We start from the raw sequence: 23,619 nt of genomic DNA, 5'->3' as shown, positions 1-23,619 counted from the left end.
CTAGAAGCAGATCGAAAAGGGCAAAATCTTCAGAAAAGCAGGAAATATTTCCCGGGCCCTCCGCCGCGCCCTGATTGATCGCTATTTTACTGCAGGAGTTCTCTCCCGGGAACGGAGGCCAATCTCTGAAATAGCCCATTCCGCATGCTCGGAAATCAGCTCGTCGACGTCTTCCGCCGCTTTCCGCAATGCGGGAAGATCGCTTTCGCTACCCGTATTGCCTAGAGCCACACAGACATTTCTCAAAAAACGGACGCGTTTGATTCTTTTGATAGGAGATTTGGCGAAGACCGCCCTGAAAGCTTCGTCATCCATCGCCAGGAATTCACGGAGCGTGTGGCTGAAGATCTCGGATCGTGCCTGAAAACTAATCTCCCGCGACTCTTTGGCGAAACGGTTCCAGGGGCAGGCATCCAGACAATCATCGCAACCGTATATCCTGTCTCCGATCGCACGGCGATATTCCGTTGGAATTGCGCCTTTGTTTTCGATCGTGAGATATGAAATGCATTTCCGGGCGTCCATGCGGTGTGGCTCGGTGATTGCGCCAGTAGGACAAGCCGTCATGCAGCGCCGACATTTTCCACAATGATCCCCGAATACCGGGTCCGGAGGAAGATCCAGGGTAGTCAGCAGCTCGGCCAGGAAAAACCAAGTCCCCATATGACGATGGATCTGGACCGTCGATTTTCCATTCCACCCTAGCCCGGCATCGGTTGCGAAATCACGTTCCAGCACAGGGCCGGTATCGACATAATAACGTTGCGTGCCGCCAAGCTCTTTGAGCTTTGTGTCAAATTCCGCGAGACGTTTTTCCACCAGATCATGATAATCGTTGTTCCATGAATACTTGGCGATCCGGTAATCCTGCGGATGCCCTTCGGGGAAAGGACTTGGCCCGGTGTAATAATTGATTGCCAGGCAGATCACCGACTTACAACCCGCCAATACCTCTCTCGGATCACAACGACGCCCGGGATTTCGCTCGAGCCACTTCATTTCACCATTCCTTCCATCGGCGAGCCAGTCATCAAACGCATCCGCGTGGGTGGCGCGCTTCGCGGCAGCAATCCGGCAGTCATCAAAGCCGAGCTCTGCTGCCCAAGCCTTGATTTGCTCTTTGATAACACTCATATCGGATGAGTGAAAAAATAGCGTGCGCTTTCCAAAATTCCTGTCGCGATCTCCTTGGAATCCAGTCCAGCGGTATCGATCTTCAGGTGTGCGGCTTCACAATACCAGGGCTCCCTCTCGGCCATCAATGTATCGATACGCTCCCTCGCGTTGGGGAGATTCAGGAGGGGCCGGTCCTTGTTGCGGGCTGTTCGCTCGTAGATCACATCGCCTGGTGCATGCAGCCACACCACATAACCGAGGTTCCTGAGAAGTTTCCGGTTCTCCGGACGAATCACAATTCCCCCGCCAGTTGATACAATATGCCGACTTTCAGTTTGTTTGGCGATCTCGATAAGCTGCAAGGTCTCAAAGTCCCGGAAGGCAGTCTCCCCTTCCTCTTTGAAAATTTCGGTAATTTTTTTACCCATGGTTTCTTCGATCAGCTGATCCATATCTGTAAGCGAATAGCCCAGACGCTGATGGAGCTCCCGCCCCACCGTGGATTTTCCGCTGCCCATGAAGCCGATCAGAACAATGTTCTTTGGAATGACTTCCGTTTGATTCATGGATCGAGGCTACATCCAATTGTCTGTAATTATAAACCGCAAAATGAAAAACAGGTTTGCTCCTGCTTGTTTGATGGAAAAATCCCGATAGCGTTCGGGGCATGTTTGGAATGGAAATTGATGCGACAACATGGTGGGGCCTCCTGGCGGTCATCTCTTTCTACATCGTCGGTCTTTTGCACATCCTCCATGCCCTGATGAACACCAGAACTTCCCAGGGAACCATCGCGTGGGTAGTATCCTTGTTGTTCATGCCGTTTTTCGCGATCCCGCTTTACTGGCTGCTGGGACGCAGTAAATTCTCTGGCTATGTCCGAGCTCGCCGTGGCAACGATGCGGAATTAAGGAAACTGGCGCATGAAATGCACCACAAGCTGCGTCACTATGGCATCGATCTCCCGGAGGAGAACATCTTCGAACGGGGTGCCGAGGAATTAGGCGGCCTTCCGTTTACCCGGGGAAACCATGTGGAACTCTTGATCGATGGAGCGGAAACCTTCGAGCATCTGTTCGCTGCCATTAATCAGGCGAAAAGCTATGTCTGCGTAAACTTCTTCATCGTTAAGAATGATAAAATCGGTAAAAAATTTCAGCAAACCCTCATAAGGCGAGCTAAGGCAGGAGTTAGAGTTTACCTCCTTTTTGATGAAATCGGTTCCCACAAGTTATCATCCACCTATCTTGGAGAGTTAACCGATGCCGGAGTAGAATGCAGATCCTTTGGAGCGAACCGTTATTGGTGGTCTCGCTTACAGCTAAATTTCCGCAACCACCGTAAAATTGTGGTGGTTGATGGAAAATCGGCCTTTCTCGGCGGATTGAACGTGGGCGATGAATATATGGGACGGGATAAGCGGTTTGGCGCGTGGCGGGACACCCATCTGGAAATGCGGGGCCCTGCCGTTCAAGCTGTGCAAATGGTTTTCCTTGAAGACTGGTTCTGGGCCAGCAATGAGGTGCCAGAGTTATTCTGGGGCGCTGATACAAATCCCTCCGATCAAATTGCAGCTGTAATTCCCACCGGCCCGGCCGATCCCGTGGACTCTTGGCAAATGCTCGTCACGGAGGCGGCAAACTCCGCCCGCAAAAAGCTGTGGATCACCAGTCCGTATTTCGTTCCAGACGACGGAGTCATGACGGCCCTTCAACTAGCCTCCATCCGCGGAGTCGATGTCCGCGTGATGCTGCCAAATCGTGCAGATCATCTTCTGGTCTGGCTATCCGCGTTCTCCTACTACGAGCAATCTATCCCCTTTGGAGTAAAGTTGTTCCGCTATCAAGACGGCTTCCTCCATCAAAAGATCATGCTTATCGATGATCGCATTGCAACGGTGGGAACCGCGAATTTGGACAATCGCTCCTTCAGACTGAACTTCGAGATCACCGCCTTCGTCTCTGATACAAAGTTCATCGGAGAAGTGCAATCGATGCTGGAAGAGGATTTCTCCAAGAGCCTTGAGGTGCAGCTTGAGGAGTTTACGAAAAAGCCGTTCTTGTTCAGAGCGGCATGTCGTGCGGCGCGTCTAATGGCGCCAGTGCAATAAGCTATCGCTGATGCCCCTTACTCCTAGCGGAAAAAAACATTCCGCTTAGCGGGATGCCACCTTTAGCAAATCCGGACGCTGCCGGGTGATATTCGCAAGCATCTGACGGCAGTGGGCGTAGCTGGTGCGTTGGCTAAGGATTTCCGCGCTCCGCGTGAATGACCCCCATTGCACCACACTGATTTCCACATTTCGCCGTCCCCATTGATTCATCAAATCTTTGGTGGGCTGATAGATATCGATGGTTCCCGTGCCCGTGAGCGCAGAACCGTAATCATCCACAACATATAGCTGCGACATCCCCTTGATTCTGAAAACTGTCCCTACCGGGTAATAGGACCAATCTGCGGCAGTGCTCCGGACGCGATCCGAATAGCGGAGATTTGTCCCTGTGGCATTCTTGCTTCCGTAGCAAAGATGATCGTCTTCCGAGCAGGTGTAGGCTGTGGTGCGAACGACTCGATTCCGCTCGGCAAATGTATAGATAGGCATCGAGTGCTTATCCTTTGGCTTGGAGGCAGCGTTTGAAAGTAAGGAAGCTGAAGGACTCTCGTTCGTGAATTTCTGATTTGCCGAAAAAGAAACCGGGGTCGATTTGATATCTCCCTTGGCTAGCGTCTTAATGCTGCTACCGCAATTCGTGAGAAAAGGGATGGAAAGAAATGCGGATAGGTAAAGGAGCTTTGTGGACCTCATAAATTATTGCTGATGGGGATACGGCTAACGACTGGGTTTGTTCAACTTGCAGAGTGCAATAAGCAATATTCACCATGCAAAATGCCTTCTTTTTCAAAAGACGCATATCACTAACCGCAATCGCTCATTCGCGCAATCTAAAAAATCATTCAATCCGTGTAATCAGTTAGTTACGAACGGGAATCCATGATTTTTTCAGGTGTTTCCCTACTACAAAAAATCTTTCCTCGAATACGCGTTTCCTCAGAACAGTAAAAAATACGAGCTTGAAACGAACCCCACCAATTGCACGATTACATATACCCGCCGGATCCATTGTCCACCTCCGATGCTTATAGTAGGACAGTTCCCACTCACTCTGCCATCGCAGCCAGAACTTTCAATTTTTAGGCTAACCGCTCCCCCCTTCCCAAAACAAAAAAGCCCCGCAATCATTTGATCTACGAGGCTTTATTATGGAGCCGGCTAACGGATTCGAACCGTTGACCTACTGATTACAAATCAGTTGCTCTACCAACTGAGCTAAGCCGGCTTCTTTGCCATCCTTTCGGACGGGGCAGAGGATTTATCCGTGTCTCCGGAAAAAGGCAACAGGAAATTTGAATTACTTTGCGCCAGTGCCTGGAAGGAAGCGGTAGTAAACCTCCAACATAAGGATATTGAGGCAGGTGCGGTAGTGTGCGTTCTTGTATTCCCCACCCATTCCAGGTGCTTTCCAGCTACCATCAGGCATTTGGTTTTTGATCAATTGATCCTTGAACATGCTGTTATAGGTCTCCCACTCCTTGCCGCCCCGGATCATCATTGCCTGCGCCTCATAATAATGCGCGTAAAGGTTCGAGTCCTTGCTGTTATAATCCAATTTGGAATTTTTGAGAATATACTGCGCACCGTTTCGCACGGAAGCGGCAGATTCCTTATCCCACATCTGAAGTGCGAGAACTCCACCGCCTGTCATTGTGAAATACTCCTCGTCTTTTCCAGCGGGAGAATTTTTTGTCACATAGCCGAATCCGCCGTTCTTGTTTTGGAGGGACTCCACGTAATCAAGGGCTTTGCCCTTCGCGCGGCTCATTCCGCTAAATTCCAAACCGGTATGATTAGCTGCTTTGAGTGCCTGGATATGCCATGCGGCGATGGAAAGATCGCCGCCACGTTTTCCTTCCGTATCATAGGCATAATCCCAGCCACCGGATTTCTTGTGTTGATTATCGAGTGTGAACTCCGTGGCCATTTGAGCGACTTCCGCGATGTTGGGAATGTTGATACTGAGCTGATTGCTGAAAGTTGTGGCTTCGCATATCGCATAGCTCGCAATGGCGTGCTCGTATGGCCAATGCTTGTCGGATAGGTTGGCTGAGAGCTTGCCATTGTTTTTCATTCCCAAATTGACAAGATAAGTGATTCCACGAAGACAAGACTCACCGTATTTTTCTGAAAGCGGGGTTTCACAACGGCCGAGATATGCCAGCACCGCGAAGCCAGTCATGGCAGCCTTATTGCTCCCTGTCCATGAGCCATCCGCATTCTGATTCGCCTTCAACCATTCCAAACCTTTCTCAACGACTTCCTCGGCTTGGGGATTGCCTCCCATTTCCTGAAGGCGAGCCATACGATCTTCCTTGGAGCAACGCTTGCGCATCGTTGCAGGGACCGCCCCGAATCCACCACCGCTGCCACTATCGCCTTCTTCCCCCCAGCCTCCGCCAAAGTCTTGCCCGTCTCCGAAATCAACGCTGGGAGCATCCACATTTACATCGGGGACCGGAATGGCGGTAGGTGACGATGTGTTCGACGCAATCACCTTTGTCATTGAGTTCGCAGGTGCGGAAGGTTTCCGCTGAATCTGATTGGTCACTTTTTTTTCCTGAACCTCCACCTCTTCATTCAAGGAGGCCGAATAGGTGACAATCGTCGGAGTTTCTTTGATGATATTGGGCAGCAGGAAAATCCCCAATACCAAAAAAATCAGGACGACCACCATCGCCGCAATGACAATTGAGGAAATTGTGGAATTCCGCTTCTGGGCCTTCAGCTTTGCTTTGGCTTCTTCGCTTAATTGGACGTGGATACTCATTTAAACAGGATTTTTTGCGATAATAGTAATTTGCGCCGGACTGGCGAGAGGAAAAATTTGATCGTGGAAGTAACGGACTGGATCGCAGGATCTTAGGAAATAATCCACTTTTCCTCCATTATTACGAAATTTCTTTGAGAAGCGTCGAGCATCCGTCTTCGAGGAGATCTATCACATGCGCAAAGCCATCGTCCCCACCATAATAGGGATCCGGGACACAGGAGGACGAATGAATCTTCAAATAGCCTACGAAAGGTCTGATTTTCGAATGCAACTCTCCCGAAGGGTCCAGAGCCTTCGCGTCCGCCAGATTTTCTTCATCCATAACCAGGACAAGGTCGAAAGTAGCCAGATCTTCTTTCACCAGTTTCCTTGCCCGCCCTGCCACTTGATAGCCACGGCATTCCAGATGAGTCGCCATGCGGGAATCCGGAGGATTTCCCATGTGATAGCCGATGGTGCCTGCGGAATCAATTTCGATGCGGTCCTCAATTCCAGCCGCATCCACCATTTTCCGGAAAACGATTTCGGCAGCCGGAGAGCGGCAGATATTACCCATACATACGAAAAGAACCCGTGTCATGAGCGGGATTAAAACGCCTCGGTCAAATTATCCAATCAGAATGCCTAAAAGGTTGTTCCTATCGCGAAATGCCAGGTTCCGCTGGGCTCGGCCTCATCCTGCGTTAGATTGTGCCCGTATTCCAAAGTAACCGGACCGATAGGCAGATCGAGCCTCAGGCCCAATCCAGCCGCCAGTTCCAGACCATCCTGTCTTGCGCCGATATAATCGCCGCTCACACCGCCGGCATCGACAAATCCGACGATTCTCAAAGCTCCATTGATGCTTCTGCTCAATTCCGTATTCACCGCCCATCCAAAATCTCCACCATAGGGATCGCCATTAAAGCTAGGTCCGAGCTCTCTTTCCGGGAAGCTGCGCACACTTCTTGCACCGCCGTTGAAAACACGTAGATCGACCGGCAGGTCGCGGAGCTCGCCCGAAGGCATCACAAGACTCGCAAAACCGCCGATTCCCAGCTGATATTTTTCGCCCAATGGCTGATACCAGCCACCATTTAGCCCCAGCTTTGTATACGTGCTGCTATCACTGGCCACAACTGCTCCATATTCCATGGGGATATTGAGGTGCCAACCGGATTTCGGCAGAATCGGGTTATCACGATAATCCCACGTCTGGGTAAAATTCATCCTCAGATGATTGTAATTGGTCTCGCCCAGAAAAGCCGAGGGTAGACCATCGCTGGAGACAGACACAAAGGAATATCCCAAAAGGAGACTCAAGGTGTAATGATCCGTCGCTTTCCAAGTCCATTGGCTTTCCAAGCCCGTTTCAAAAGACTCATACCCCTCGAATCCGTTGATCAAGGAATACAACCGCAGAGTGCGGGAGAAGTCGGTCCCCCGCCACCATGGGTCTGTGAGCTTGAGCTCACCCAGTGCGCCAAGACCGCTGATTTCTCCACCTGCTGAAAAGCTACGCAACTTCCCCCGGAAATTCCTGTCCGTATAAACCGCCCGCATCAGAGGTCCGTGAAACGATCCTGCACCAGCGGAAAGGCTGATTTCCTTGGCTTTGGCCTCCTCGAAATGAAGCGTTGCGTTGATTCGTTTGTGAGCGACTTCGTAAGTCTCCGTCCGGACAGACCTGAAAGCCCCGGTCCCCAACAGAGCTTTTACTTTTTTGTTCATGGCCGCTTGGTCATACCAATCGTCTTCCAGCGGGGACATGATTTGCCTGACACGTTTTGGTTTCGTTCTCTCCAAACCGGTTACCTCTACCTTCAGCAACTTCACACGCACCCCGAGATCGATCTCAAAGTCCGGATAGTAGGTGCTACCCACCAGCCTCCGGTTCATCAGAATTTTTGCATCCGGGTAACCACGGCTGACAAATGCCTCGTCCATCGCCGCACGTAGCTTATTGACATTTTCTGTGGTCGCCCACTGCCCGGTAAAGGGTTCCGCTGTGGTTGCCACCCGTTTCACGCCGCGTCCGTCAGAGCTCTTCACCGTCGCCCGGCCGATTTTGAATCGTCTACCCTTATCGATATCCAGTTCTACATCTACCGCTCCGGTTTCGGCATTGACGGTCTGCTTCCGCAGCACGGCTTCCGCATTCCAATAGCCCTGCGATTTCAGCTCACTGGTCACAAATTCCAATCCAGTGTCCACATCTTCTTCACGGAAAGGCGCGGATCCAGCTCCAAATGGCGTATCCGCCTTTGCCGGAGTGGCATAAAGCTCAGCGAGTTTTTCGTGCTCCTCGCCTTCGGCATCCCCTTGAATGGTGACCGCACCGAGCTCCAACCTCCTACCTTCATTGACTCTGAGAAGAATTCTATTTGAGGATAGGACCTGCGGACTAATCACCACATCATTGAAACCGTCCTCGCGGAGGATTTGCTCCATCAAAAATGCCGCATCATGTGCGCGGGAAGCAGAAGCAGGCTTCTCACGAACATAAATCAGCCTGTCCCCCATCAACCGTAGGACCTGGGCCTCGCTTTTACTTTCCAAGCCTTCGATCTCGATTTCCGTTTCAGCAAAAACTGCGCAGTGCATTCCGATGAATGCGGCAAACATACACAACTGGCGATGACCGGTGTGGTAGAGCATTTTCTGGGAAATTTCGGAGTAAGTCTTCATCGGAATCTCAACCTCCATGTCGCAAGTGCCCGTTGATCACCGTCCTCGCTGAAACCGGCGGATATAAACCATTTCTCACTTATTTTCAAAGTCGCCGAGGTATAGGAATCCGAGTCATACGGGTCTTCCTCCGCCAGACTGAAATCGACATTATCCAATAGGCCGAGCACGGGCCGTAATTGCTTGCCGAATAGAAAGCGACCGCGTCTCAATTCCTCAATCAGAAGCTGGGTAGTTCTGGAAGAAGCCGCTTGGGAATCCTCCAATCCCTCGGCCGTCGTGCCCGTTGCCAACAAGGTCATAATCTCATTTTCCGGGAGAGGAGGCTGGGAGGTGAGCAAGAGCTGCGGATCCGAGGCCCTGCCATACGCGTAAACTTCCACTTGATAAGGTCTCGGTTCCGCAAATCCCCGGATCTCAAGGATTGGGTCGAATCCGGTGGACGGCGTGAAGGTAAGGAACCCCTGGCGAATCGAAAGCGTGCTGAATGGCAGCCGAGCGACGGCATCCTCGATGCGCACCTTTCCATTCGGTCTGGGGTCGCCCAATGTTCCTTCCAATCTCAGGCCGACATTTACGCTGCCCGTGCCAAGATTTCCCCGGATAAGGATTGGATCTATGGTTCTCACCGCAATGTCAATCGTCCAATCATCGAATGGAGAAGGAACAGCAGAGCCGGGGTTCGACGGCGTATCGACTTTTGGAAGAGAGGCAGCACTCGGCTCCAGAAACGGCTTACCGATTGGAATGAGATCCATATCTTTATAGAAAACGCTATCAACAATGCCGACTTCAACAGTGAGCCGCGCGTTTGCCAATGTGCCACTCAAGCTCAAATCAGCGTTCGCCCGCATCAGGAGGAAATCGTTCCTGACCAAAGGTAAACCCTCCCCCCTGATGCTTACCTCAATATCTCCGAGGCCTTCACCCGCTTCGTTTTTGAGTTGCACAGTGGACTCCAATCGCAGCGTTCCGCCCTCGATATCCGAGACCGAGCCTTCGAGTTCCAGTCTCTCCAGATTGGCATCCGCATTCAGATTGATGCCATTGATATCCGGCACCGTCTCGCTTTTCATGTGCAAGGTGCCGCCGCTCAGTTTGATGTTTCCATCAATTGCAGGCTCACCGAGCGTCCCCGCAATCGTCATATCGCCAGTGATCACCCCATCCAAGCGCTTGGCGCCTGGAACCAGAGCAATGAAACGGGAAAGATCCAACCGTGGAAAATCCAGTTTACCCGATATTTCGGATGATTGAAGGCTCTCCGGGTCTTCCGCCCATTGTTTTGGTAGGAATGGCATCTCAGCCTTCAAAACGGCCGGGGCATAATCTTTCGCAATTGCTTCAGCGGAAATTTTTGCCACTCCATCCGCGGCACTCATCTCTACCTCAAGATCGGTGGGTGGAATCTCACTCCGCTCTGGAGTGCTTATATCCTTGATATCCAGTTGAGCCTCGACGACTGGCTCGGCCAGACTCCCAGCGATAGTCAAGTCCAGACGGGCATTCGCTCTCTCGTCAATCTGTTCCAGGCCCTTTACCCACGGGCGGAACAAGGTCAGAGGCAAAGTTTTTGTATGTATTTCCAAGTCCAGCGGACGGGAGTCATTCGCAAGGAATTCTTTGAACCTGGAGAAATCCTCAGGCACCGGTAGCCTGCCAGCACCAGTGGCAATTTCATCCTCTCCATTTGCCCAGCTGAATTTCTCCAAGGTCAGGAAATCCTCTGCGAGCACAGCATCAAGAGTCACTTGCTGCCCTTCGGTATCCGCCACCAGATTTTCGATTGCCACCCGCTCCGGCCAGGCATAATCGGCATCGAACTCCAGACCGATCGGTGCTCTAACCGGTTCTCCCTCGATCTCATCCCACTGCCACAGGCCCGAAAAATTCCTAACCTCACCGGTATGGGTTTTTTCTCCCAAATCGCCGGTTCCGTTCCATTCCATGGAAAACACACCATCACCCGGCAAAACAATACCTGAACCGTTCAGCCACGGAGCGATGGACTCGGTATTGAACTCGGTCATTCTCTCGTTCATCTGATATGTCTTCCCTGCAATGTCATATTCCCCGGAGATGCTCAGCCCCCTGGTTGCCAGCTCGGTAATTTTCAGTAAATCCTTTTGGTAAGAAGCTCGGAGCGTGATCGGAGCAATTTTTTCCTCCGAAGGATTTAGCAGAAGATCGGTGATCACTGAATCAAACACCCCGTCCTTGAACTTCACCACCCAGTTTCCACCGAGGTCACTCTGTGGAAATTCTGCAAAGTCCTGTCCCAGCTCCAGCTTGTTATTCAATTCCCCCAGCAGAAGAGCGACCCGCTCAATACTCAAATCTCCATCAACAGTCCCGAGAAGAAAACCTTCGGACTCAAGCTTCGAGCGTTCGAAAGCAGTGTTTGCTGTGATTGAAAAACCCGTCTCCAAAGCCCTGCCGGTGAGTTTCGCCGAGATATCGCCGTCGTTGAGTCTCGCGCCGAGGGCAAGCTCCGGGGCACCCCAATCGCCGAATGAAAAACCTTCCACGAAGAGTTCCGCAGAGCCGACGGCCTCCTGCCATTCCGGGAAAACTTTCTGCAACTCCAACGCCAACGATGTCAAACGCCCGCTTAGAGGAAGACTTTCGAGCCCGAAACTCTCCCTAACATTGTCAAAATCAACCGCTCCCTCCGCCAGATCCAACCTTACATCCTTGATACCGCTCCCGATATCCAGCCGGAGAACAGCCTCATCGAGCCGGATATTTCCTGTCGCTGCGATGTCTCCATCCTCGGGGAGAAGGATTTCCAAATTATTAATTCCCACAATCGGGAGGACATCCAATCTGTCGATCGTAAGCTTGCCGGGATCCCAGACAATTTTTGAATCCTGGGGCTCTAAACTTCGACCTGCGGCATCGGTGATTCTGCCAATATTCAGCTCAATCAGGTCATCATTCACTTCATGTGACAAGCCGCTCTCCTCAATGCCGACGATGAGTTCGCCATCCTTTTTCACGGAGACACTCATATCCTCCAGATCGATATTCACCGGGACAATTTTCTCTCTCAGATTATTAAGCGTTTTCCCTAACTGAGCAAAATCGATAGGCTGGGACTCCTCTTTTTCTTTCTCGATCAGCCTCAGATCGACATGAACACCTTCACCGGAAATACTTCTGATTTTTCCTTTGATCACCTCGCGGAAGCGGTAATCGGTTTGCAAACGATCTATGACCAGCCGCTCAAGAGAGCCAGGACTCACCAGATCCAGATCATAGACTTCAATACCACCCAATAACGTTCCATTCAGCCGGAAGCTGCCGGAAAAGTCGGTCTTTCCCATAAAATGCTGGGCAATCTTCGGACCCAGCCAACGCATTCCCGGCCCGTTGAACCAGGTGAGCAGCGCTGTAAGCAAAAGAAGAAAAACAAAGAAAGCGCGGACCAGCCTGAAGAGACAACCGGGACGCTTCTTAAGTTCGGGATCTTTGTCGTGTTCGTTTTGGTCTGCCACTGCCGCACACTAGTTGATAATACAAAAAACGCCAACGGATCTTACCATTGGCGTTCTTTGGAATTAGAATTTTTCTCCGGGCGGATTATTTAGCCTCTTCAGCTGTCTTTTTCTTATAAGTGCTCTGAACATAGACTTCGCGCAATTCCTTGAGACCAATCTCACATGGGCTCTGTGCCATAAGATCGGCACCCTTGTTATTTTTCGGAAATGCGATGACTTCACGGATACTATCCTCGCCGGAAACGAGCATTGCAATACGGTCAAGACCAAGCGCCAAACCACCATGTGGCGGAGCTCCGAAACGGAACGCATCAAGAATGTGGGCAAACTTGATCTCCTGCTCTTCCGGAGTTACACCGAGAGCCTCGAACATCTTGGCCTGAAGATCTTTCTCATGGATACGGATCGAGCCTCCACCCAGTTCATAACCGTTCAGCACCACATCGTAGGCTATTGCGCGAACGTTGGCGAAATCGCCTTTTTCCAGCAATTCGATATCGTCTGGATGAGGACGTGTGAACGGATGGTGGACAGCTACCCATTCACCACTCTCATCATCCTGGGCGAGCAGTGGGAAATCCACAACCCAAAGGAAATTGAACTTATTGGGATCGTTGTTCAAATCCATCATTACCGCACATTCGCTGCGGACGCGGCCAAGGATCGTGCTGACGCTCTCACGCGAGCCAGCGGCGAAGAAAACAATATCGCCATCCTCCAGGTTCATCTTCGCGGTAACAGCTTCCTTCTCGCTCTCCGAAAAGATTTTCCAGAGCGGGCTTTTGTATTCGCCATTTTCCAGCTTGATAAATGCCAGGTTTTTCACCGGTAGGCCTGCTTGAACCGCGATCTCATTGAGACGGTTCATCTGGCCGGTCGTGATCCCAGCAAAGCCCTTGGCGTTGATCGCCCGGACAACGCCTCCGCCATCCAGAACGTTACGGAAAATTTTGAACTCGGTAGCGCCAAAAACATCAGCCAGATCCGTGATTCTGATATCGAAACGAGTGTCCGGCTTATCCGAGCCGTAGACATCCATCGCTTCACGATAGGTCATACGCGGGAACTTCTCTGGCAAATCCACATCGAGACCAGCTTTGAACATGGATGCGAGGAGGCCTTCCACCAGAGAGATGATATCTTCCTGATCGACGAAGCTTGCCTCCAGGTCGATCTGGGTGAATTCCGGTTGACGATCCGCACGGAGATCCTCATCGCGGAAACAACGGGCAATCTGAAAGTATTTCTCCACCCCAGCAACCATCAGCAATTGTTTGTATTGCTGCGGTGCTTGCGGAAGTGCGTAGAATTTCCCCGGGTTCAAACGGGAAGGAACCAGGAAATCGCGGGCGCCCTCGGGAGTCGGGTTGGAAAGGATCGGGGTCTCGATTTCGTAAAAGCCGGAGTCATCCAGATAGCGGCGTGCGGCGGAAGTAATCTTACTGCGCTGGCGGATATTTTTGCTCATACGCGGACGACGCAGATCCAGATAACGGTATTTCATCCGGATATCTTCATTGGACAGCTCTTTGTCCAATTGGAAAGGGAGCACATCCGCCTTATTGACGATCTTCAAATCGCTGGCGACAACCTCAAGCGCCCCGGTGGCCATCTTTTCATTCTGAGCACCTTCCAAGCGTAGGGCGACTTTTCCTGTCACCTGCACCACGTCTTCTTCTCTGAGAGTGTGGGATAGCTTTGCAATTTCCGCGCCTTCCTCCGGACGGAAAACGCATTGGGTCAGCCCTTCGCGATCGCGCAAATCGATGAAAATCACGCCACCGTGATCCCTTGCTGAATTCACCCAGCCGATAAGCTGAACGGTTTTGCCCAAATCACTTTCTCTTAACTCACTACAATGATGACTACGCATAACTTTTCTAAACTAAATAAATTCTATCAACAAAATGACCGGGCATCGTTGCCGCTCACGCAATTAAGGGGCCGTCAGGCTCGGTGAGCCTTTGCAGAAGCCACGGGACGAGTTCACCTGCTTCACAGGACTCTTCGGTGCGGCTCGCCAGAACTTTGATTTTCACCTGCGGGAATTCTTCCCCGATAACCAGCGCGAACCGTGCTCCACACTTTTCTGCGGCTTGGAATTGTTTTGCAACTTTTGCATTCGCCAGAGGCAAATCGACAGACACGCCAGCGCGGCGTAGCTCGGTGACAAGCTTCAAGGCATCGCCGCGGTGCTGATCGTTCGGGATCACCATATAAGCCTCACAGCCTGCCGCATTCCTCTGCAGCCAGACTTCCATCTGCATGGCCGCGTGCGGAGTCTCCTCAATAAGATTCCGGATCACATAATCGCCCATCGCGAAACCCGTCGCCGGCATATCAACATTTCCATCTGAGATGGTTTTTACCAGCGTGTCATAGCGTCCGCCACCTGCGACGGCGCGCATCGATTTACTGGAATCAAACACCTCAAAAACAACTCCCGTATAGTAAGCCAGTCCGCGAACGATCGAAAGATCAAGCTCTACGAAAGCTCCGAACCCCCGGGCGGTAAGATCCTCTCTGATCAAATCAAAATCGGCGGATGCATTCTCGGGATTGGCGACAAAGGCTTTCACCTCATCCAGGGTCATCCCGAAAGCTGCTAGCTTTTCCGTGAGCACCTCAGGCTTTTCGCGCTCGAGTTTGTCGACAAGTCCAAGAAAATCGCTGATCTTCTCGTCTTCGACACCTTTGCCTTCCGCAAACTTCAGCCATGCATTCCGGTCTGAAACACGGACGACGAAATCGCCTTCAACAAACCCGAAAGAAAGCATCGTCTCGATCGCCAGAGAAATCAGTTCCGCATCCGCTGCAGCTCCGGCCTCGCCTAGAATATCAACATTGAACTGGTGAAATTCCCGCCCCCTGCCCTTCTGCGGCTTCTCATAGCGGAAGCACTGCCCGATCTCGAACCACTTGAGAGGCTTCGGATACTGGCGTTGCTCTGCAGCGGCGATCCGCGCAAGAGACGCTGTAACTTCCGGGCGCAAGGTCACATCCCGCCCACCTTGATCTTCAAACCGGAAAAGCTGGGATGAAAGCTCGCCGCCGGATTTTTTGAGATACAGTCCTGTATCCTCAAGGATGGGAGTTTCGTATTCCACATATCCGCAACGCCGGGCAACTCCCCTCCACGTTTCAAATAAGTAATTTCTCACCGCACATTCACGTGGGGTGAAATCTCGGAAACCAGGAAGTGCTTGAAATGTTGAACCAGCCATTGCGCGGGGCGCGACAATGCACAGCCTACATGACATATCAAGTCTCTTCCTTTAGTCCTCCCATCATAGTTCGGCTTCCATCCGACAAAGCGGATGAGACTCCGAACCGGCAAAACGAAAAAAATCCCTCTTTTTTCTGCCTCTGTGTGCTCCGGCAAAACAGTTTCCGGTCCCATTTTTGCATTTTGAGAGCGCGAAAGGAGCTTCCCCAGCTCAGAAAGCGAAAAATATGCACCATCTCAAAACTCCCAAAAAGCCTTATTTTAAAAGGATCCCAGAACATACAATACCCGACTCGGAAACTTTTTTTCATTTTTAGCCAAATAATTCTTGAAACAAATCCGTCATTCCGCTTTCTTTCCGCCGCACCGCGACAACGACCCGTTCGTCTATCGGTTAGGACTCCAGGTTTTCATCCTGGCAAGAAGGGTTCGACTCCCTTACGGGTCGCCATTTTTCCATAAATGGCAAAAAACAGCCTCCGCTAGAGCAACGCTCCCGGAGGCTTTTTCATTTCCTAACAAAGTAAAAACGTGCCGCACCAAGACAAAGTCGCCGCCATTTCAAAGATGAAAGGAGCTGGCTCCATCGCAGCTCTTACTTGTTACGACTATCCAATGGCCCGCATGCTGGACGAGGCTGGAACAGATTTCCTTCTCGTTGGCGACTCTCTCGGCATGGTGGTCCTTGGTTTTCCGGATACCACCAGTGTAAAGCTTTCTCACATTCTCCATCATCTGGAGGCTGTCGTGCGCGCTAAACCGAAGGCACTGGTCGTGGCCGATCTACCGATTCATACCTATGATACACCGGAACAAGCCCTGGATACCGCGAAACAGCTTTTCGCGGCTGGCGCCGATGCTGTGAAGCTGGAGGGTGGAATACGCCAGGCGGAAAAGGTCCGTGCAATTACCGACGCAGGTATACCGGTATGCGGCCATTTGGGTATGCTACCCCAACGCGTGATCGAAGAAGGCGGATATCAGAAAAAAGGCAAGACTCCCGAGCAAACGCAAGCGATTCTGGATGGGGCAATGGCATTGGTAGATGCCGGAGTATTTGCGATTGTTCTGGAATCGGTCACCCCGGCAGCATCAAGGATTATCACAGAAAACATCCCGGTTCCCACGATTGGAATTGGTTGCGGCAATGGGACTTGCGATGGTGAGATTGCGGTGATCACGGATCTGCTGGGCTCCTTCCCATGGTTCGTCCCTCCGTTCGCCACTCCGGAGGCAGACCTTTCCCACAGCACCACGGAGGCCGCAAAAAAATACATCTCCCGCGTCCGCGAGCAAAAAAGTCTGATACCCTAGCCCTCCTCCGTGCTGCTCTACCTCCACATCCCATTTTGTCACCGCGTTTGCCCCTATTGCTCATTTTACAAGCACACGCCGGGCAATACCCGCATTGGAGATTTCATCCTCGCGATCGGCGCAGAAGCCGCCTGGCGGAAGAAACATCTGACTCTTTCCAAGGAAGAAGAATTCACCCATCCGACCTCACTGTATTTAGGTGGGGGGACGCCCTCGATGCTTTCCTCGAAGCACCTCGACACCCTTTTCGAGAAACTACGTGAAAGCTTTGATTTCACAAAGCTCGAGGAGATTACTCTAGAGGCAAACCCTGCCACGTTCGATATAAAGAAAGCCCGGCTTTTCAAATCGCTCGGAGTCACCCGTGTTTCCCTGGGTATCCAGTCCTTCAGCACAGGCGTGTTGAAAACCCTCGGCCGCGAGCACTCTCCAGAGCAGGCCTCGGAAGCAGTCCGCATCCTCAGGCAGGCGGAAATCGGCTCTATCAACATCGACCTTATGTTCTCCATCCCGGGGCAATCCCTTGATGATTGGCGGAGCACTCTGTCGCATGCAATCTCGTTAAAACCCGATCATATATCCGCCTATAATCTTACCTATGAGGAAGACACGGCATTTTTCGACTCCCTACAAAACGGGACTTATGAGGAGAATGAAGATCACGATGCGGATCACTATCATCTAGCGGAGGAGATGCTGCTTGCCTCCGGATTCGATCATTACGAAACATCGAATTACGCGCAACCGGGCCATCATTCCCGCCACAATCAAGGCTACTGGGAAGGTAGTGATTACATCGGTCTCGGCCCCTCGGCGGTTTCGACCCTGTTTGGAAAACGGCACAAAAACATTCCGGACACAGCCCTCTACATCAAGCAGGTCAACACTATCGGGCATGCGCTGCACGAGTCGGAAATTCTTACGCCCGCCCATCGGCGCATTGAGCTCATCGCCCTGGGTCTGCGGACCACCCGTGGCATTCCTCTGCATCTATTGGATCCGGAAACCTTGCAGAAAGCTCAGACGCTGGCTTGTGAGAAGCTTCTGACCATTGGAAAGACCCATCTTTCGCTAACACAGCTAGGCCGACCATTGGTCGATCCGATCGCGGCAGAACTTATCTAGGTTTCCAGCTACGGGTAGGTTACAAACGTTTTGCGCCTCCTCTACTTTCTTTGAGGAAGGAATTTTGCAATTTCTTCATACAGCTCGTGCGGACGGATTGGCTTGCGCAGGTAACCATGGAAAACTTTGCGCAACTTCATTTCCTGTCCCAGCATACTCGATGCCGTTACTGCAATGATATTGGCCTGATTGCACTCCGGAGAGGAAGCGATGATCTCACGGGCTTCAGAGCCAGATATACCCGGCATCCGTATATCCATCAGAATAAGGTGCGGTTGATGCTCCTTTGCCAGCTCAACAGCCCGCTCGCCGTTGTGCGCGAAGAACAACTTGTGTGAACTTGCCGCGAAATACCCGTCCAACAATTCCCGATTGAGCAAATTGTCATCCACGATGAGAATTCTGGATGTTTCGAAGTCATCGAAATCAATGCGGGCAGGTGTATCGATGCTTTGCTCTTCTTCCTTGAGTATCTCCACTGCGGGAATCCGGACAGAAAACATGCTGCCTACTCCGAACGTGCTTTGGGCACTGATTTTCCCGCCGCTGAGCTGCACGATACTTTGGGAAATACTCAGCCCCAATCCCGTCCCCACCTCCGAGGTGCGGGCTGCACTGGATGCCTGCTGGAATGGTTTGAAGATCTTTTTCAGATCCTCCTCGGTCATTCCATAGCCAGTGTCGGAGACGTTAAAAATCAATGTGGTCTTTTCCGGATACCCCTCATCCTTCAGCGTCGCAATACTCAACGACACCTCGCCTCCCTCGGTAAACTTGAGAGCATTTCCCAGCAGGTTCACCATCACCTGGCGGATGCGCTCCCCGTCCAGATTCAGTGACTTGGGCACATCCGGAGCGACTACCACATTCAGGCGTAGCCCCTTGTCCTCAGCTTTCTGGCTAAATAGCAACTGGAGCCGCGAGGCCATATCACGTAAATTACACGGACCGGGACTAAGCTCTATCTCGGCTGACTCAATCTTCGATAAATCCAAAATATCGTTGATCAAATTGAGCAACGACGAGCCACTGCTCCGGATCACATCAAGGTAGCGTCTGGCTTTCGCATCCTGGATATATCCTCCGAGAAGCTCGGTAAATCCGATTACCGCATTCATCGGAGTGCGGATCTCATGGCTCATGTTTGCCAGGAAACGGCTTTTCTCCCGATCGGCCCTCTCAGCGCGCCGTTTGGCTTTTTCTGCATCCTCAAGAGCTTTTGCCAACGCATTTTCTGTTTCCAGACGTCTCGTGATATCGGAAAAAAGAACCACTGCCCCAACCAATTTTCCCTCGCGGACAATCGGGCTGGAACTGTATTCCACAGGAAAGGAAGACCCGTCTTTTTTCCAGAAGACCTCTCCAGAAACTTTTGAAACCTCGCGCGCGCAGCAGGCCTTGAAAATCGCACAATCCTCCTCGGGGAACTCGCTTCCATCGCCATGTGAATGGTGGATCAGCTGATGCATATTCTTCCCCAGCAGCTCCCCGCCATCGGGATAACCCAGTAACTCCACGCAAGTGGAATTCACAAAAGTGCAGTTACCGGCAACATCCATGCCGTAGATTCCCTCACCGGCGGAGTCGAGCAGAAGCTCCAAGCGCTCCGCCGTATCCACGGAATTGTTTCGTGAAATCCTCAGCTCTATCTCGGATGAAACAATTGCAGTCAGATCCTCAACAAGGGAGATTTCGCTCGTGGACCATCTGCGGATCTTCGTATCAATCACGCAGAAAGAACCTAGCACGTGGCCGCCGGAAACCCGGATCGGAAAGCCAAGATAGGAAATCACACCAAGCTCGGTGACTGCGGGATTATCCTTCACCAGCTCATGCTCCACAGCATTTTCCACAATCAGCGCACTGCCCGTATTGACGACATGTTGGCAGAAGGAATGGGATAAGGGCGTGCCTCTCTGGGCCTCCACCGCCCCTGGGAGGCCACAGGAACTTTTGAAAAACTGCCGACTATCATCAACAAGTGAAACCAATGCCACCGGTGCTTCCAACACTCTTGAAGCAAGCTCGGTAAGCCGATCGAAAGCTTCCTCTCGCTCGCTATCCATCAAACCGGTGGTTTTCAGTGCCAACAACCTATCCGCGGAAGAAATGGCACTAATACGATCTGGCATGGCCGTAAAAATGCTCAGTAGTGAGATTAACGTCAATTGTCGATTTATATCTCGAACTAAAAAATCGATAACCGGAATTTACTAAAATTCAGTGACATAGAAAAAATAAGCATATGGCTTCACTCCTCGGTATCCACACCGTGCGCGGCCAGAATTTCGCGCCGTGTGATCAGGCCAAGAAAGACCGGATTTTCCCTATCCGCCACCACCGGCATACGTCCCACTTCGTGTAGAATCATCAGGTTTGCAGCCTCAGCCAAGGTATCGGTAGGAGATACGCTATACACCTCCTCGGTCCCCACTTCCAGAACGGTAAGAGCATTCTTCAACGGATGTCTGGCAGCAGCCAGAATATCAGCCCTGCTTACGACACCGCACAGTATTCCCTGCTCATTGACGATCGGGAATAGCCGCGCCCGATTCCAGGGACTCAAATCACCGTTCACTTTATGGAGCAAAGCCTGCAACGACATACCGGGAGGCACGGTCAAAACTTCGTTCAGCATCACGTTCCCCACAATCTGCCCCGCCAATACGTCGGGGGCGTAATCCGACGGCACACGCACCCCCGCCCGCGAGAGCTTTTCGGTCATTATTGACTCCTTCATCAACCACCGTGAAACCAGCACCGCCATAGCACACCCCAATAACAGCGGACCAAACGCCGCACTCGAATGAGTGGCCTCGAAGGAAAATGCCACTGATGTGAGAAAAGCTCTTGAAGCCCCCGCGAATACTGCCGCCATCCCTATCAGCGCCGCGATCCCTATGGGAAAATCGCCGAAACCCGGCAATAACCGCAAACCCAGCGCAACTATAACCCCGATCGATCCGCCCATTGTCATCACCGGTGCCAAGGTTCCGCCCGCCGTTCCACTTCCCAATGATATCGCCCAAGCAAAAAATTTGAAGACCAGCAAACTGAAGACTGCCGCAAGGGTCATTTCACCACCCAGCAAATCCCTCAAATTGAAATATCCCGGGCCCAAAATCCGTGGATCCAGATAAGCAATTAGTCCCACCCCTAGGCCACCGAGCATCGGAAACCACATTTTTGGAAATGGAATTTTTTCAAAACCATCCTCAATCCGGTGTAGTGCATGGGTCATACCGACAGAAAAGACGCCGCTAAATATACCCACCACGATAGCCCCGATCGCGATAAGAGGTCCCGGCGCTTCCGGCGATGGCAGCGGCAACATCGGAAAAGGCTCATCGGTCACCCCCCGGAATGCCATCGCTACCCCTACCGCGATCGCTACAGGCATCAAGCTTCTCCAGCGAAACTCGAACAATAATAATTCCACAGCCAATAAAACTCCTGCCAACGGAGTGCCAAAAACCGCCGTCATCCCGGCAGCCGCGCCTGCCGAGAGCAAAATTTTCCGTTCCACTGCTTTTACCGGAAACCATTGGCCAAAAAGTGAACCGATCGCCCCGCCTGTGGCGATGACCGGCCCCTCCGCTCCGAAGGGTCCGCCGGTTCCGATGGAAATCGCGCTCGATAGGGGCTTGAGAATCGCAACCTTTAGCGGAATCCGACTGCGATTCTGTATTACTCCTTGCATCGCCTCGGGAATGCCATGGCCGGCAATGGCCGGACTGCCAAAGCGGGCTATCAACCCGATGATCAACCCACCGACCGCTGGCAAAAAAATCGCCAACACTCCCCAGGTCGTGAAATCCGCGTTTCTTTCGTTGAAAGAAATTTCTCCGTGAAAGGAAAGATTGGTAATCCCATGGATTAGTGCCAACAGGCCCAAGCCGATCACGGCACTGAACAATCCGACAGTTGCCGCAATCAAATTAAGCCTCTGCGCGGAGAGCGGTCTTGGCACTAATCTGTTCCCTCCGGGTTCAGGCTCTCGATCAGTTCCAAAAATCCGGGCTTCAACTGCGATAACTCCTTCCGATGCGCATGGGTCAGAGCCTCCAACTTCGTTAGACCCTCCTCTGTCAGCTCCAAATCCATTGCCCGCCGATCGGACGCATTTATGGTCCGTGTGATCAACCCAGCCGCTTCCAATCGCTTGCTAAGCTCTGCAGCGGTATTCGGTCGGATTCTCAAAAATTCCGCAAGGTATCCCACATGTGTGGGAGGATTCGGATTTCCCCGTATCCCCAGAAGGGCCTGATGTTGCTGCATCGTAACCCCCTCGTTTTCAGCCGCTTTCGCACTAAACTCAAAGAAGCAACGCAGTGAATACCGGAAATTTGCCAACCGGGCATAATCGTCATCCGAAAGTTTTGTGATTTTGTGTGACATCCCTCTTGATTTGTATCGCATCCCGACATAAATCAAGCGCGTTTTCCAAACTATGAATTATTTTCATACCAAAAATTCAGAACCAAAGCTCCCCCTCAGACCGAGCTACCGCAAACGTGTCACTCATGCTTTGAAGACGAATATTGACCAGTTTTTCAGATGGTCCGGGGTGGAACTCAATGTTGTCAGCCAAAAGGAAAAGCTTATCGCCGGCCTCGGTGGTTTTGTCGCTATTGCATTGTTAATGCTTATCACAGGGAGTGTATTGGATATTCCAAAGGCCTCCGCGTTGATCGCCTCAATGGGCGCGAGCACGGTTCTGCTATTCGCAGTCCCACACGGACAACTTTCGCAGCCGTGGCCGGTCATTGCCGGACACATCGTCTCCGCTCTCATCGGGATCGCGTGCGCAAGGTGGATTCCTTATCAAATCCTCGCGGCAGCATGTGCAGTCGGAATGGCAATTGCCGCCATGCATCAACTCAAATGCATCCATCCCCCTGGTGGAGCCACCGCTCTGACCGCAGTGATCAGTGGCCAGGCAGTTCATAAAATGGGATTTTACTACGCAGTTTTTCCCGTAGCCATCAACGCGGTAATGATCGTCGCGGTGGCTGTTCTTTTCAATCTCGCCTTCAAATGGCGCCGCTATCCGATTGCTCTCGGCGCCTTGGGTTCTCCGATCGCGGCGACGGATTCTGACTCAAGAGCCCCCACACATGAGGAGATCGTCGAAGCGATCCGCAGTTTGGATTCCTTTATCGATATCAGTGAGGCAGACCTCGTCAAACTCGTTCAAATATTAGCGGAGAAGCCTTCCAAATATAGGTTCAAAAAATCTGCCTAGAAAACGGGATCACTATAAGGTCACTGGTAGTCCTATTATCTAATAGACAATCGGAACAGGGAATAATACATATCTTACAGGTTGTAGAGCTTCAGACAATCGATCCAATTTACCTATGAAAATCGGGGAATCCCATCTTACCACTGCCTATATAGCTCTAATCTGCTGTATTCTGGGCTTGTTATCATGGGGATTGCTTGCCATTCTAGGAGTGATTATAGCTCACGCCATCAAGTCAAAGGAGCCAGCGACAGATATTGTTCTCAGGACTTCCTTTAGAGTAGGATATACCTCCATATTTATCGGCGTGGCTGGATTTACCGCATTCCTTGTAAAAACTATGGGCTTCATGACTGTAGAAGACTCACACAGCATCGTCTCAACCGAGCCTCTTGGGATAAATAGAGCCATCTCGACCCAGTGGACATGGGTCGCAGGTATATTTTTAATCACTTTGATCACACTATGGCCTGACCCCATTTTCTGGACAGTTCTAAACTAGAGCTAACGTGGCTGGTGTTTGTCTAAGGAGAGGGGCGG

The 23,619-nt window shown here is 51.6% G+C and carries 16 protein-coding genes and 2 tRNA genes; 5 read left to right on the top strand and 13 right to left on the bottom strand.

The genetic code is table 11. From position 1 onward, the window contains the following. Nucleotides 1-81: 81 nt before the first annotated feature. Nucleotides 82-1,134 carry a tRNA epoxyqueuosine(34) reductase QueG gene (gene queG / locus ACFSSA_RS11770; RefSeq protein WP_386820647.1) on the bottom strand — a complete coding sequence of 351 codons (1,053 nt, stop codon included), beginning with the start codon at nucleotides 1,132-1,134 and terminating at the stop codon, nucleotides 82-84. After that, nucleotides 1,131-1,682 carry a shikimate kinase gene (locus ACFSSA_RS11765; protein ID WP_386820646.1) on the bottom strand — a complete coding sequence of 184 codons (552 nt, stop codon included), beginning with the start codon at nucleotides 1,680-1,682 and terminating at the stop codon, nucleotides 1,131-1,133. The genes queG and ACFSSA_RS11765 overlap by 4 nt, the downstream gene beginning before the upstream one ends. 101 nt (nucleotides 1,683-1,783) lie before the next feature. On the opposite strand from ACFSSA_RS11765, the gene cls reads away from it, so the two are divergent. Continuing rightward, a complete protein-coding gene (gene cls / locus ACFSSA_RS11760) occupies nucleotides 1,784-3,226 on the top strand; it encodes a cardiolipin synthase (RefSeq protein ID WP_386820645.1) in 1,443 nt (480 codons plus the stop codon). 45 nt (nucleotides 3,227-3,271) lie between these two features. On the opposite strand, the gene ACFSSA_RS11755 is transcribed toward cls, so the two are convergent. From ACFSSA_RS11755 to hisS, 8 genes are all read right to left on the bottom strand, one after another. Further along, complete coding sequence (locus tag ACFSSA_RS11755) at nucleotides 3,272-3,718, bottom strand: 3D domain-containing protein (protein WP_386820644.1); 447 nt, start codon at nucleotides 3,716-3,718, stop codon at nucleotides 3,272-3,274. Between the two features lie 660 nt (nucleotides 3,719-4,378). After that, nucleotides 4,379-4,454, bottom strand: a tRNA-Thr gene (locus ACFSSA_RS11750). 72 nt (nucleotides 4,455-4,526) lie between these two features. After that, entirely contained in the window at nucleotides 4,527-5,999 is a 1,473-nt protein-coding gene (locus ACFSSA_RS11745; protein ID WP_386820643.1) for a prenyltransferase/squalene oxidase repeat-containing protein, read from the bottom strand. 121 nt (nucleotides 6,000-6,120) lie between these two features. Then, nucleotides 6,121-6,582, bottom strand: a complete 462-nt coding sequence (locus tag ACFSSA_RS11740; protein ID WP_386820642.1) for a low molecular weight protein-tyrosine-phosphatase — start codon at nucleotides 6,580-6,582, stop codon at nucleotides 6,121-6,123. Nucleotides 6,583-6,626: 44 nt separating this feature from the next. Further along, entirely contained in the window at nucleotides 6,627-8,669 is a 2,043-nt protein-coding gene (locus ACFSSA_RS11735; protein ID WP_386820641.1) for a BamA/OMP85 family outer membrane protein, read from the bottom strand. Beyond that, nucleotides 8,666-12,166, bottom strand: coding sequence for a translocation/assembly module TamB domain-containing protein (locus tag ACFSSA_RS11730; RefSeq protein WP_386820640.1), 3,501 nt, complete (start codon nucleotides 12,164-12,166; stop codon nucleotides 8,666-8,668). Before ACFSSA_RS11730 ends, ACFSSA_RS11735 begins: the two co-directional genes overlap by 4 nt. Before the next feature lie 85 nt (nucleotides 12,167-12,251). Then, on the bottom strand, nucleotides 12,252-14,042 hold the full coding sequence (gene aspS, locus ACFSSA_RS11725; RefSeq protein WP_386820639.1) for an aspartate--tRNA ligase: 1,791 nt from the start codon (nucleotides 14,040-14,042) through the stop codon (nucleotides 12,252-12,254). 55 nt (nucleotides 14,043-14,097) lie between these two features. Continuing rightward, the gene (gene hisS, locus ACFSSA_RS11720; RefSeq protein WP_386820638.1) at nucleotides 14,098-15,393 is read right to left on the bottom strand and encodes a histidine--tRNA ligase; all 1,296 of its coding nucleotides are present in this window, start codon (nucleotides 15,391-15,393) and stop codon (nucleotides 14,098-14,100) included. Between the two features lie 378 nt (nucleotides 15,394-15,771). On the opposite strand from hisS, the gene ACFSSA_RS11715 reads away from it, so the two are divergent. From ACFSSA_RS11715 to hemW, 3 genes are all read left to right on the top strand, one after another. After that, a tRNA-Glu gene (locus ACFSSA_RS11715) sits at nucleotides 15,772-15,846 on the top strand. An 80-nt stretch (nucleotides 15,847-15,926) separates the two neighbouring features. Continuing rightward, complete coding sequence (gene panB / locus ACFSSA_RS11710) at nucleotides 15,927-16,709, top strand: 3-methyl-2-oxobutanoate hydroxymethyltransferase (RefSeq protein ID WP_386820637.1); 783 nt, start codon at nucleotides 15,927-15,929, stop codon at nucleotides 16,707-16,709. A 9-nt stretch (nucleotides 16,710-16,718) separates the two neighbouring features. After that, nucleotides 16,719-17,834 carry a radical SAM family heme chaperone HemW gene (gene hemW, locus ACFSSA_RS11705; protein WP_386820636.1) on the top strand — a complete coding sequence of 372 codons (1,116 nt, stop codon included), beginning with the start codon at nucleotides 16,719-16,721 and terminating at the stop codon, nucleotides 17,832-17,834. A 41-nt stretch (nucleotides 17,835-17,875) separates the two neighbouring features. Here the strand turns inward: hemW and ACFSSA_RS11700 are convergent, their stop codons facing one another. From ACFSSA_RS11700 to ACFSSA_RS11690, 3 genes are all read right to left on the bottom strand, one after another. Next, nucleotides 17,876-19,966 carry an ATP-binding protein gene (locus ACFSSA_RS11700; RefSeq protein ID WP_386820635.1) on the bottom strand — a complete coding sequence of 697 codons (2,091 nt, stop codon included), beginning with the start codon at nucleotides 19,964-19,966 and terminating at the stop codon, nucleotides 17,876-17,878. Between the two features lie 119 nt (nucleotides 19,967-20,085). After that, entirely contained in the window at nucleotides 20,086-21,804 is a 1,719-nt protein-coding gene (locus tag ACFSSA_RS11695; protein WP_386820634.1) for a chloride channel protein, read from the bottom strand. Then, nucleotides 21,804-22,232 (bottom strand): MarR family winged helix-turn-helix transcriptional regulator, encoded by a 429-nt coding sequence (locus ACFSSA_RS11690; RefSeq protein ID WP_386820633.1) that lies wholly within the window; start codon nucleotides 22,230-22,232, stop codon nucleotides 21,804-21,806. The genes ACFSSA_RS11695 and ACFSSA_RS11690 overlap by 1 nt, the downstream gene beginning before the upstream one ends. A 52-nt stretch (nucleotides 22,233-22,284) precedes the next feature. On the opposite strand from ACFSSA_RS11690, the gene ACFSSA_RS11685 reads away from it, so the two are divergent. Further along, the gene (locus ACFSSA_RS11685; protein WP_386820632.1) at nucleotides 22,285-23,079 is read left to right on the top strand and encodes an HPP family protein; all 795 of its coding nucleotides are present in this window, start codon (nucleotides 22,285-22,287) and stop codon (nucleotides 23,077-23,079) included. Nucleotides 23,080-23,619 lie beyond the last annotated feature (540 nt).

Source organism: Luteolibacter algae, from assembly GCF_042683045.1.
GTDB classification, from domain to species: domain Bacteria; phylum Verrucomicrobiota; class Verrucomicrobiia; order Verrucomicrobiales; family Akkermansiaceae; genus Luteolibacter; species Luteolibacter algae.
This window is presented reverse-complemented; position numbering and strand designations above follow the sequence as displayed.